Here is an 11,945-nt window from a genome sequence, read left to right as displayed (position 1 = left end):
TAGCCGCGACAACCGCTGAGACGCGTCAGCCACCACCCCGGCCAACACCAAACCCAAAGCAGCGGCGAACCCGTCCGCGCTGGCCGGTTCGAACAGGTCCGTGGCGTACTCCAGTCGCCCGGTCAGGCTGCCGTCGGCCGTCGGCTCCAGTTGGAGTTCCAACTCGAAGCGGCCCGCTCCGGTGTGCACGGGCACCGGCTCGGCCTCGACGCCGGGCAGCGACAGGCGGGCTGGGCGGATGGTGTGCAGCGTCAGCGCGTGCCGGATGAGATCCCCACCCGACCGGCGCAGCGTACGAAGGATCCGTTCCAGCGGGACCGACTGCCGTTCGTACCCGTCGTACGCGACATCGCGCACCCGGCCGAGCAGCTCCCGGAAGGTCGGATCACCCGATGCGTCGACGCGCAGCGGCAGGGTGTTGACGAAGAAGCCGACCATGCGTTCGGTCTCCGCCACGGTCCGTCCCGCCACGGGTGCGCCGATCACCAGGTCCTCGCTGCCAGACCAGCGGGCGAGCACCACAGACCAGGCCGCCAGTAACGCCATGAACAGCGTCGCCCGCTCCCCCTCGGCCAGTCGGTGGAGTCCCGCGACGACATCTGCCGGAATCGTGACGGGACACCACGCGCTCGCCGCCGAGGTCTCCGGCGTACGGGGATGGTCGGTCAGCAGCGCCGCGGGCGCGGCGCCGTCCAGCCGACGGACCCAGTCGGCCAGTTGGCGGGCGTGCTCGTCGCTGTCCAGCCACTGGCGCTGCCAGGCCGCGACATCGCCGAATTCGACGGCGGTGGCGGGTGCCGCCACTGCCCCCGTACGCCAGGCCGTGGCAAGATCTTCCAGCACGATCGGCAACGATCCGCCGTCGATCACCAGGTGATGCACGCACAGGACCAGCAATGCGTCGCCGGCACCCGGTGAGCGGACCAGGGTCGCTCGCAACAACGGCGGCTCGCCCAGGTCGAACGGCCGCGCGGCCAACTCACGCACCACCCGGTCGACGTCCTCGGCGAGGTCGAGGGTGCGCTCGTCGAGATCGACATGAACATCGCGGACGACGAACTGCTCCGGCTCCCCGTCGGCCGACTCCCGGAAGCCGGTCCGCAGCGCCTCGTGTCGTTCGACGACCAGGCGCAGTGCCTGCCACAGCCCGGCCGGATCGAAGTCACCGGTCAATCGCACGGCACCGGCGATGGTGTACGCGGCGCTGCCGGGGCGCAGCCGCTCCAGAAAGTAGATCGCCTCCTGCCCGGCGGTCAGCGGAGCCCGTCCGCGATCCCCGTCTCGTCGTGGAATGCGTGGCGCCGCCGCCACGCCCTCGTCGATGAGCATCGCGTCGAGCAGGGCCCGCTGCCCCGCCGACAGATCGCCAAGTCGCACCGTCAGCCCCTCACGCTCACCGTTCTGCCCCCACCGGCAGGGGCAGTTCCGACAGTCGCAGGCCACCGAGGGCGGCGGCATCGTCGAGCACCGCGTTCACCGCCCGGGCCACCCGGCCGACCGTCGCCTCCCCGAACAGCGAACCGTCCCCGGTCAGGTAGCCGCGGATCCCGCCGTCCGGAGCCGGGTCCAGGGCGGCGGCCAGGTCGAGCCCGCCGGTGTTCGCCGGCAGTTCCACCGGCTCGACCGACGCGCCCGGGAAGGGCCGGGCCGCTGCGGGCGGGGTGTTGCCGTACGCCACCATCACCCGGGCAACGGGTTCCGGACGGCGGCCCCGCACGGCGAGCGCCTCGGCCACCCGCTCGAACGGCACGTCCTGGTGGGAGAAGGCGTCGAGGCAGGTGCGCCGGACACGACCGACGAGCTCGTCGAAGGTGGGATCGCCGGCGGTGTCGACGCGCAGCGCCACGGTGTTGCTGAACAGGCCCACGACCCGGTCCAGATCAGGTTGGGTACGGCCCGCGACGGGCGTCACCAGCACCAGGTCGGCCGCACCGGACCAGGCGGTGAACGTGGCGGCGAAGGCGGCGACGAGCACCATGAAAGTGGTCGCGCCGCGGGATCGGGCGTAGGTGTCGAGGTCGGCGTGCTCACTGGCGGCCAGCGTCATCTGCGCGCTGACCTGCGTCGCCCGGCCCTCGGCCGGGCCGTCCGACGGCAGTCGCAACCCCCGTGCTCCGTCGAGGGTCCGGCGCCAGAACGCCAACTGCCCGTCGAAGGCACCGCTGTCGAGCTGTTCACGCTGCCACACCGCATAGTCCGCGTACTGCAACGGCAGGTCGGGCAGCTCAGGCTCGCGGCCGAGGAGCCTGGCCCGGTACGCCGCGCCGAGATCGTCGAGCAGCACGCCGAGTGACCACCCGTCGGCGGCGGCGTGGTGAATCACGACGGCGAAGACGTGGTCGTCGGTGCCCAGGCCCAGCAGAGCGGCCCGCACGAGAGGTCCCCGGTCCAGGTCGAAGGGGGTACGGGCGAAGTCCTCCACCCGGCGGACCACGGCGGCCGGGTGGACCTGCTCACGGGTCAGCTCGACCGGGGACGAGGCACGGATCACCTGGAGCAGCTGACCGGTACGGTCCAGTCGCAGGACCGTACGCAACGCCTCGTGCCGCTGGACGACCGTGTTCAGCGCGTCGGCGAGCGCTGCGGCGTCCATCGGCCCGCGGATCCGCAACGCACCGGTGATGTGGAACGGGGTGTGGCCGCGGTGCATCTGGTGGATCAGGTACATGCGCTCCTGGCCGGCTGAGGCCGGCATGGCGTAGAGCTCGTCGGTCATGCCAGGGTCACCCGCGTGCCTCCGGTGCCTCCGGCGCCATCGGTACGGCCGTCCCGGACGGTTACCGTGGGGACGCCGCCCAGCAGCGCCTCCCGCGCCGCGATGAGCTTGACCTTCATCCCACCCTCGGCGTACGCCGGCAGTGGGCCCTCGGCCGCCAGGGCGCAGCGCGGCAGCGGAGCGCCGTCGGCATCCAGCACACCGGACGCGGCCGTGAGCAGCACCAGCTCGGCGGCGCCCAGAGCGACCGCGACCCGGGCGGCCACCCGATCGGCGTTGACGTTGACCAGAGCGCCGTCCTCGGTGACGGCCGGCGGACTGACCACCGGCAGCAGGCCCTGCCGCAGCAGCGCCGTGAGCATCCGGTCGTCGACCCCGGTCAGCATGCCGCTGTGGTCGTCACGCAGCACGACGGTCCGCCCATCGACGAGGGCGCGGACCTGCTTGCGGCGCGCCCGCAGCAGCGCGCCGTCGGCCCCGGACAGCCCGACCGCCCGTACCCCCTGGCGGTGCAATTCGAGGAGCAGGGCGGTCTTCACTTCCCCGAGCAGCGCCAGGGTGAGCACCTCGAGGGTGGCGTCGTCGGTGTGCCGGGCCTTGACGCCGCTGGGTGAGACGAATTCGCGGACCGGCACGGACATCCGGGCAGCAAGCCGGGCGACCGCGGCGGAACCACCGTGCACGAGCACGACCGGGGTGCCCGCCCGCCACAGGGCGGCGACCTGGGCGCACACGGCGGCGATGTCGACGCCTGCCGCCCCGCCGCACTTGAGGACCACCGGGGCCGTCATGCCGGCCCGGCGGTGGGGCTGAGCTCGGCGGCGAGTCGCCTGCGGTCGACTTTACCGTTGGCGTTGCAGGGGAACTCGGCACGCCGTTGGTAACGTCCGGGTCGCATGTAGAGCGGGAGTACGGCGGCCAGCCCGGCGAAGTCGGCGGCCGGAATCTCGTCGCCGGTGTAGAGGGCGTGCAGGTCCGCTCCCCCGTCACCGGTCGGAATGGCGATCACCACCAACTCGTCGACTCCGGGGTGGCGACGCAGGACCGCCTCGATCTCCCCCAGCTCGACCCGGAACCCGTGGATCTTGACCTGGGCGTCCATCCGTCCCAGGTGTACGAGCTCACCGTGCTCGCGCCGCACCCGGTCACCCGTGCGGTAGTAGTGCCGGGGCGTGACCGGGCCGGTACCGTCGTGGATGCGGGCCTTCCCGTCCTCGACCGTCACGAACCGGCCGACGTCGTCCGCGGGGTCCAGGTAGCCGAGGAACCGCTGCGGACCGCGCACACACAGCTCACCGCCGGTCGTGTCGGCGACGGGCCTGCCCTCCTCGTCCAGGAAGACGGTCTCAAGGCCGGGGTACAGGTCGCCGATCGGCAGGGTGCCGTTGGAGGTGTCCGGCCAGCCTTGCGGCGCACCGACCTCATAGGCGGTACACACCAGGGTCAGCTCGGTCGGCCCGAAACAGTTGTACATCCGCGCCGCGGGTGCCGCCGACCGCCAGGCGAGGGCCTGTTCCCGGGTCAGCGCCTCGCCGCCGAGCACACTGCACCGGAGGGTCGGCATCTCCGTCGACGCCAGCGGGGCCTCTCGGAGCGCGAAGGAGATCATCGACGGGATGCCGAACCAGTGCGTCAACCGCCGCGCCGTGATGAACGGGACGGGGTTGAGCACCTCCCGGTGTGGCGGGACGCAGAGGGTGCCGCCGGCCGCCCAGGCACCGAACAACTCGTTGAGGGCGGCGTCGAAGGACAACTCGAAGCTCTGCGACACGCGACTGTCGGGCCCGAGGCCGAGCAGTGTCACCGTGCGCTCGACGAACGCGCCGATGTTGGCGTGCGACACCGGCACGCCCTTCGGTCGGCCGGTCGAGCCGGAGGTGAACACGATGTAGGCGATCGCGTCCGGTTCGACCTCGGCCACCGGGACCTCATCCACCGCCTCCGGCACTCCGCCGCTGAGGTCGATGATCTCGACGCCGGCCTTCTTGACGTACTCCTCGCACCAGTATCCCGAGCTGTCGTCCACAATGGTGGCGTCCAGGCCGGCAGCGGTGCTGATCATCACGTTGCGGGCGGCCGGGACCCGTGGATTCATCGGCACCACGCTCGCCCCGAGCCGAAGCACGGCCAGGTAACCGGCGTAGGTGACGATGCTGCGGCTGGTCAGCAGCCCGACCCGGGTGGGGGTGCCCCCCGTGCGACCGACGATCGTCGCGGCGATTGCGACAGCGAGCCGTTCCAGCTCAGCGTAGGTGTAGCTGCATCCGTCCAGTTCCAGCGCCACGTGCTCGGGTCGCTCGACCGCAGTCCGATGGAACCAGCCGTACAGACCGCTCGAAGTCATCGACGTCCCTTCACCAACCGGCCCGCGGTGACCGTGGTCGATCGTTGCCCGGCCGATGGTATCCCGTGACACACCGCCACGCGGCCCGGCTGGGTTCGCACTGGTGGGTCGGTCAGAGATGGTCAATGATGATATATGTCGATGTCACTGATCCATGGGGGAATGTGATCATCATGGCGAGAACGCTCTTCGGTCCGGTGGTCGACCCGATCTTCGACGAGGTGGCTCACGAGTCGGTGTGGGGCTGGCTCGACGGTTTCGTCCTGCGGCCCCATCCGGAGCTGCGGCGCGAGGGCGCGGTGTGCCCGTTCGTCGGGCCGGCGATCCACCAGCACACGCTGGTCTTCCGGGAGCGCGACCTCGACCGGCCGCTCGGTCGCGCGAGTGTGGTCGCCGGCCTGCGCGCCACCGTGGCCGAGTTCCGCCGGACGGCCTGGGCCGGGCACAACCAGACCCTTCAGGCCATGCTCGTACTGCTGCCCCGGCTCACCGACGAAGAGGCGCTCCTGCTCGACGACGGGCACGCCGCCATCAAGGACGAGCTGGTCGAGCAGGAGATCATGATGGCGCCGTTCCATCCGCTGTGCCGCGAGACAGCCACCCGCAACCCGCACCTGTTCGCCTTTCGCTCCCCGGTGCCGATGGTCGCGATCCGCAACATGGCGTTCCACGACATCTTCTTCCTGACCGAGAAGCGGGCCTGGTTCCGCCGCTACTCCCGCCGCTTCGGCGCCCGCTACCGTCGCCCGGAACGGCTCGATCCGTTGATGGTCGAGCACTACCGCGCCGCGGTCCGCCATTACGGGGAGGGCTGAGGTCAGTACTTGCCGCGGTGCTGGCGGCGCACCCGTCGCTGCCGGAAGACCTCGGCGACGGCGCGTCGGGCGGCCCGCGGGTCGGTCTGCACCGCCACGTCGTGGCGCAGCCGGCGCCAGGCGTCGAAACGCCGGCGGGCCAACTCGCCGCGTTCCAGGGCCGCCACGACCGCGCAGCCCTCGGCGCGCTCGTCGTGGCGGCAGTCGCCGTGCCGGCAGAGCGAGGCCAGCACCACGATGTCGGCGAAGGCGGCGTCGACACCCGCACCGCTCGATTCGGCCATGCCCACGGCCCGCAGGCCCGGAGTGTCGATCACCGCCCCACCACCGGGCACCGGAACCAGCGCCCGGAACGTCGTGGTATGCCGACCACGGCCACCCCGGATCTCGGCCGTGTTCATGACAGGGCGGCCGACCAGGGCGTTGACGAGGCTCGACTTACCCGCGCCGGAGGCACCCACCAGCGCCAGGGTGCGCCCCCACGCGCACTCCTCGGCGAGCACACCGATACCGTCGCCGGTCACCGCGCTCACCGGGTGTACCGCCAGACCCGGCACGGACGCCTCCAAGTGTGCCGCGAGCAGCACGGGCTCGCTGGCGAGATCGGACTTGGCCAGCACCACGAGGGCCTTCGCCCCGGAAGCCCAGGCGAGGGCGAGCAGTCGCTCCAGACGCCCGGCGTTGGGGGTCGGCTCGACCGACTCGACGACCGCGACGGTGTCCGCGTTGGCGGCGACGATCTGCCCGACCGTGTCCTGGCCGGGATCCGCGCGGACCAACGCGGTACGCCGCGGCAGGACCCGTTCGAGCCGCGGGCCGTACGCGCCGATGCTCGCCAACACCCAGTCGCCGCTGCACACCGGCTCCCCCGTGAGGCGTATCCGCAGCTCGCCGTCGGCGGTCAGCAGAGTGCACCACCGCCGGTCGACCCGCGAGATCCGCCCCGGAAACCACCCGCGTGGCGCCTCACCGTCCGGCAACCCGGCCCAGCCCAGCGCGGCGAGGTCGGTCACGACCCGACGACCAGCCGGTGCTGCCGCAACCTCTCGTAGAACGGCAGGTGATGCTCGTGATATCGGGCCAGCAGATCGTTGGTCTGGACGGTGTCGGCGAACACCCGCGGCTGCGGCGAGAACGAGTCGGTCTGCGCCGTCGCCTCGTGCCACCGCCGGGTCTTCTCCCACTCCGGCAGCATCTGCGCCGACCAGCGCAGCGCCTCGGGGCGGAAGTCGATGCCGACGGCCGCGCAGTACGCCCGGACGGTCGCCTCCGGCCGCGCGACGAGATCGTCGGCGTCGATGACCACCGGGTTCCCGGCGCCGGCTGCGACCACCGCGTCGTAGATCTCGCTCAACCGCTCGATGCCGACCTCGTCCCGCTGGAGCGCCGGGTTCAGCGCGTAGTGCGACGCGATCACCTCGGCGGGCCGACGGATGATGAAGGTATGGGTGTGCCGGCGCAGGAAGGCGTCGTCGGCCAGCAGACCCGGGTAGTGGAAGTCGGTGGTGTCCTTGAAGAACACCGGTTCCCGTTCCGCCAGCGCCCGCAGGGCCGCCATCAGCTCCGCTTCGGTGTGCACGGTGCGGCCGTCCACGACAGCCGTGCCGAAGTCCGCCACGTGCGAGAAGGGCTCGTGCAGGACCGTGAAGTCGCCGCGCGCCGTCATCATCCTCAGAAAGGCCGTCGACCGTGAACGTGGTGCGCTCCAGAGCGCGATGATCCGGTTCATTCGGACAGCTCGGCCAGTTGCTCGTCGTACAGGCGCTCGACGAGTTTCGCCTGGCCGCTGATGGTGTCGTGCTCGAAGAGATCGGCCACCGGCACGGGTAACCCGAAGGTCTCCTGTAGTCGGGCGGACAGTTTCATCACCGCCATGGAGTAACCCCCAAGCTCGAAGAAGCTGACATTCAGCGGCGGCGACGGCACTCCGAGCAGGTCCGACCACACCTCGGCGATGAGCCGCTCCTCGCGGCTGTGCCCGGTGGCGACCGGCGCCGGCGGGGCGGTCATGGCGCGGCGGTCGAGCCGGCCGTCGGCGTCGAGCACCGGTACCGGCCGGGTGAGCACCTCGATTCCGCTCTCCGGCAGGAGGTCCTGGACCGCCGCCCTCACCCCGGCGGGATCCGTCGCGCGTTCCGGTACCACGGTGACCACGACGGACCCGTCCACCTCCGTGACGACACAGTGCGCGACGCCTGGGACCTCCGCGACCGCCGATTCCAACTCCGTCAGACGAACGGCGTCAGCCCGGGTCTGCGTGGTCCGTGCGCGTCCCGCGTACCGCAGGCCGCCGTCGGGCCCACGGCGGGCCAGGTCATCGGTGACGAGATGACCGCCGATCCGCAGGGAGCCGACGTCGCCCGAACCGACCGGGCGGCCCGCAGCGTCGAGCGCATCCAGGGTGAGCCCGCCGATCGGCGGACCGAGCAGGGCACCCGACTCACCCGGCGCGACACGGCGCAGCGTGCACCAGCCGGCGGTCTCCGCCGTTCCGAAACCCGTCCACACCGACGCGGCGATCCCGGCCAGGCGGGTGGCGAGCCGAGCCGGACAGGGTTCGCCGACCACACAGGCCCGCAGCTGCGGCGCACCCGGCCAGCCTGCCTCCAGCAGGATGGTCCACAGGGTCGCCGTCGCCATGACGAGCGTGGGACTCCACCGGGTGAGCAGCCCGACCACGTCGGCCGGGTCGGCCGCGTCGTCGTCGACGACGATCAGCTCAGCTCCGGCACGCAGCGGCAGAAGCAGTTCCGCGACGGCACCGGCACGGTCGGCCGGAGTCCACGCCACGGACCTGTCGCCAGGTCCGACACCCAGCCCGGCGGCCAGGTCGGTGAGCATCGCGTCGACCTGCTCGTGACCGAGCACGACCGGTCTGCCCCCCGCCGTACGCACGACAATGAAGGGCCGATCCGTCGGCGTGACCGGCTCCTCGGTGGGGATCCCGGTCGCCACGGCGGCGGGTCCGGCCGGGGTGACGGAGACGGTCGCCGCGACCGGGAACGCCGATCCGGAGGGGTCGGAGCGACCTAGCGGAACCGCGACGTGGCCGGCAATGGCGGTGCCGACGATCGCCGCGGGGAGGTCCACCCCGCGACCGACGTCGACGGCCACCGGTCTGCCCGGCGGCAGGGCCAGCTCGGCGAGGCGTACGGCGTAGCTGCCGGCGAGAGCGTGTAGCTCCCGGTACGTCAGGGACGTCGATCCCGACCGCACCGCCGTGGCGTCCCCCCGCCGCTTGCTGTGCTCATGCAGCAGCACCGACCACGCGCTGCCCGCGCTCTCAGTCTCCGGCATCATGCTCCCCTCCTGGTCGCGGACCCCGTCGCCTGCGCCCTGGCCATGGACTCGTGCAGGAACTCGGCGACGTCGAGCACGGCGGGCGGACGCAGCACCGAGTAGTGGTCGGCGACCACTGAACGACCCTCGACCGGCCCGTCGGCCACGGTGCGCCACCAGGTGCGGGCGTCCGCAGCCGACCGGGTGGCCCAGACCGCCCGCACCCCCGGGCCACCCGGCGCGGAGCGGTGCCGGTCCAGCGCGGCGAACGCGTTGAGATAGACCCGGGCCCGGGTGGCCAGCTCGTCGAGCGTGAGTCCCACGTCGATCCCCTGCTCGGCCAGGTCGGCGTGCAGGCAGGTCAGGGCGGTCCGCTCAGGCAGCTGCCAGACCTGCGGATCCAGTCGAACCTGCTCAGGGCGCCGACCCGCCGAACGGATCAGGTCCAGCGCGAACGCCTCGAGCAGTTCAGGTCCGGTCAGCGGCTGCGGCTCGGTGCCGGGTGGCAGCGGCATGGCGTCGATGGCCACCGCGGCCGCCGTCGGCAGACGGCGGACCATCTCGTACGCCAGCATGCCACCGAACGACCAGCCGGCGAGCACCGCCGGACGCAGGTCGGCGCTGCCGAGCCGGGCCAGGTAGTGCCCGACGAGCGCGTCGAACGACGGCGCCGAGGAGCCGGCGAGAGCCTCGTCGGCAGCCAGGCCGTACACCGGGTAGGTCCCGGGCAGGAGGCGGACCAACTCGCCGTAGCACAGCACGTCACCGCCGACCGGGTGGACCAGTACGAGGGGAGCGCCGGCACCCGGCCGCAGCAGCTGCGCGCCGGCCCGCCCGGCCACCTCCCGCAGCCGGTCCCGGCGCAGGGCCGCGAGCAGTGCCCGGCGGTCGTCGCTGAGCGCGCGCTCACGGTCGGCCAGATCGGCGCGCATCGCATCCGCCCGCGCCGAGGGCTGCGGCTGCTCGGCGGCTCGCATCGACGTCCTCCCCGTCTGGCGTGCGCCACCCCGGCCTTTCCCGTCCGCCGGTGCGGTGTGCCTCGCGACATTACGTCGAAGCCGGTGAGTCCGCTACCGACATGGCCGGGCGGGCGTCCCGATCATCTCCGGGGTCGACCCGGAGCGGATGTTCATAGTAGGTTCTGGATATATGAGCGCGCAAAGACGGGGGCTCCAGATGCTCGACGCTGCATTTTGTTCGACCACGGTGGCCGTCGCGCGATGACCTCGACGATCACCCCTCGACTCGCCGCGTACCGTCTGCTCGATCTGGAACCGCTGCGCAACAACATCGGGGTCACCGGCGCGGATCGCACAGCGGCCGGCGGCCTCAACGTCTGGCGCAACTCGCTGCCCGCCGAGCAGCTGCCACCCGCCGGGACAGTGACGGTCGACGGCATCCCGTTCGCCTTCCCCGGCACCGGCACCGGCGAACCGGACAATGTACGGTGCGCGGGCCAGGTGGTGCCCGTGCCGCCCGGCCGCTACGACTGGATCTACCTGCTGGCCACCGCCGAGCGTCGGGTCGAGGACGAGGTCGCGCTGCACTTCACCGACGGGCAGGTCGACTTCGAGCCGTTGCGGGTGTCGGATTTCTGGGCGGCGGTCGCCCACTTCGGAGAGACCCGGGCGTACGCGACCACGTCGATGCACTACCCCCACCATGTGCAACCCCGCGTCACCGGGCTGATCTGGTGCCAGCGGGTGGCGGTGACCCGTCGCGCCGAGTTGCGGTCCCTGCGTCTGCCCACGAACCCTGCGGTCCACGTGTTCGCCGCGACGTTGCAGGAGGGTCCCTAGCGTGGCGGCGGCCACCGGGTGGTACCGAGATCCGGTCAGCTGTCTGCACACCACTCTGGCGGCTCTGGCCGCCCATGCGGGCGAGGATCCGCTGGCGGTGGTCGGGCTGGCCTGGCGGTTCACCTATCTGCCGGGCGACGTACGGCCAGAGGAGTACTACTGGCCCTGCCGCTCCCCCGACCTCGCCGCCGAGGTGCTACCGCACCACGAGGTCCGTTCCCGATGGCGGGTGGCGGATCCCGGCGACCCGCTCGCCGATCTGGAGGCGACCCTAGCCGCCGGCCGGCTGCCGATCGTCGCGGTCGACAACTTTCACCTGCCGTTCCGGCCGGCCTACCACGACGTGCATGCCGCACACCTCATCGTGGTCCACTCGGTCGACCGCGAGCAGGCGACGGTGCGGGTCTCCGACGTCATGCCGCCGGCCTACGCGGGGCCGCTGCCCGTCGCCGACCTGTTACGCAGTTGGTGTGCCGGCGCTCCGGCCGACGAGCAGGACGTGTTCTTCGCCGGCGGGCCCGCCGAGAACGACGCCCGGTGGCTGGACGTCGAGCTGGACACCCCGTTCCCGGCGCTCGACCGGGCCCGCCTGGCCCAGGCCTGCCGGGCCAACCTCGCGGACTTCCACGCCCGGGACCGGCACACCGGCCTCACCGGTCTGCGGCTCTACCTGGAGGACCTTGTGGAACGGGCCGCCGGCGGCGACGGTGAGGCGCTGACCGAGGCGTACACGTTCGGGTGGGCTCCGCAGGCGCAGGCGGCACTGCACGGCGAACTGTTACGCACCCTCGGCGCCCGGTGGGACGACCCCGGCCTGGCCGAGGCCGGTCGACGGGTGGAACAGGTCGCGCACCGGTGGACCCCGCTGCGGGTCACCGCCGCGCACAGCCACGCGGAACCTCGCCGGCACGCCACGGAGCTGGCCCGCCACGCTCACGAGCTCCGCACCGCCTACGCCCGTGCGGTGGCGGCCGTCGGCGAGAGCGTGTGAG

General features: G+C 72.1%; 11 protein-coding genes. 3 read left to right on the top strand and 8 right to left on the bottom strand.

All coding sequences use genetic code 11. The features are described from left to right. The 4 genes from ACLQ2T_RS28255 to ACLQ2T_RS28240 all read right to left on the bottom strand — a co-directional run. On the bottom strand, positions 1 to 1,377 hold a 1,377-nt coding region (locus ACLQ2T_RS28255; RefSeq protein ID WP_425769408.1), incomplete at its 3' end, for a condensation domain-containing protein. A 16-nt stretch (positions 1,378 to 1,393) separates the two neighbouring features. Further along, the gene (locus tag ACLQ2T_RS28250) at positions 1,394 to 2,716 is read right to left on the bottom strand and encodes a condensation domain-containing protein (RefSeq protein WP_425769407.1); all 1,323 of its coding nucleotides are present in this window, start codon (positions 2,714 to 2,716) and stop codon (positions 1,394 to 1,396) included. Next, positions 2,713 to 3,507: an acetylglutamate kinase gene (argB, locus tag ACLQ2T_RS28245; RefSeq protein ID WP_425769406.1), complete on the bottom strand. Its 795-nt coding sequence runs from the start codon at positions 3,505 to 3,507 to the stop codon at positions 2,713 to 2,715. The genes ACLQ2T_RS28250 and argB overlap by 4 nt, the downstream gene beginning before the upstream one ends. Next, positions 3,504 to 5,060, bottom strand: a complete 1,557-nt coding sequence (locus ACLQ2T_RS28240) for an amino acid adenylation domain-containing protein (protein WP_425769405.1) — start codon at positions 5,058 to 5,060, stop codon at positions 3,504 to 3,506. The genes argB and ACLQ2T_RS28240 overlap by 4 nt, the downstream gene beginning before the upstream one ends. Before the next feature lie 173 nt (positions 5,061 to 5,233). Here ACLQ2T_RS28240 and ACLQ2T_RS28235 point away from each other — a divergent pair, with 173 nt between their 5' ends. Further along, positions 5,234 to 5,875, top strand: coding sequence for a DUF6875 domain-containing protein (locus ACLQ2T_RS28235; RefSeq protein WP_425769404.1), 642 nt, complete (start codon positions 5,234 to 5,236; stop codon positions 5,873 to 5,875). Positions 5,876 to 5,877: 2 nt separating this feature from the next. On the opposite strand, the gene rsgA is transcribed toward ACLQ2T_RS28235, so the two are convergent. From rsgA to ACLQ2T_RS28215, 4 genes are read right to left on the bottom strand one after another with little or no spacing between them, the layout of a single operon-like run. Continuing rightward, positions 5,878 to 6,888, bottom strand: coding sequence for a ribosome small subunit-dependent GTPase A (rsgA, locus tag ACLQ2T_RS28230; protein ID WP_425769403.1), 1,011 nt, complete (start codon positions 6,886 to 6,888; stop codon positions 5,878 to 5,880). Further along, the gene (locus ACLQ2T_RS28225) at positions 6,885 to 7,604 is read right to left on the bottom strand and encodes a hypothetical protein (protein WP_425769402.1); all 720 of its coding nucleotides are present in this window, start codon (positions 7,602 to 7,604) and stop codon (positions 6,885 to 6,887) included. The genes rsgA and ACLQ2T_RS28225 overlap by 4 nt, the downstream gene beginning before the upstream one ends. Beyond that, positions 7,601 to 9,175, bottom strand: a complete 1,575-nt coding sequence (locus tag ACLQ2T_RS28220; RefSeq protein ID WP_425769401.1) for a non-ribosomal peptide synthetase — start codon at positions 9,173 to 9,175, stop codon at positions 7,601 to 7,603. The genes ACLQ2T_RS28225 and ACLQ2T_RS28220 overlap by 4 nt, the downstream gene beginning before the upstream one ends. Further along, positions 9,172 to 10,131, bottom strand: a complete 960-nt coding sequence (locus ACLQ2T_RS28215) for a thioesterase domain-containing protein (protein WP_425769400.1) — start codon at positions 10,129 to 10,131, stop codon at positions 9,172 to 9,174. The genes ACLQ2T_RS28220 and ACLQ2T_RS28215 overlap by 4 nt, the downstream gene beginning before the upstream one ends. A 243-nt stretch (positions 10,132 to 10,374) precedes the next feature. Here ACLQ2T_RS28215 and ACLQ2T_RS28210 point away from each other — a divergent pair, with 243 nt between their 5' ends. Then, positions 10,375 to 10,953: a hypothetical protein gene (locus ACLQ2T_RS28210; protein ID WP_425769399.1), complete on the top strand. Its 579-nt coding sequence runs from the start codon at positions 10,375 to 10,377 to the stop codon at positions 10,951 to 10,953. Between the two features lies 1 nt (position 10,954). After that, complete coding sequence (locus tag ACLQ2T_RS28205) at positions 10,955 to 11,944, top strand: BtrH N-terminal domain-containing protein (protein WP_425769398.1); 990 nt, start codon at positions 10,955 to 10,957, stop codon at positions 11,942 to 11,944. The last annotated feature ends 1 nt before the right edge of the window (position 11,945 follow it).

Source organism: Micromonospora sp. DT229 (assembly GCF_049844505.1).
GTDB lineage: Bacteria > Actinomycetota > Actinomycetes > Mycobacteriales > Micromonosporaceae > Micromonospora.
The sequence above is the reverse complement of the archived record's forward strand: the minus strand, read 5'-3'. Positions and strand labels throughout refer to the sequence as shown.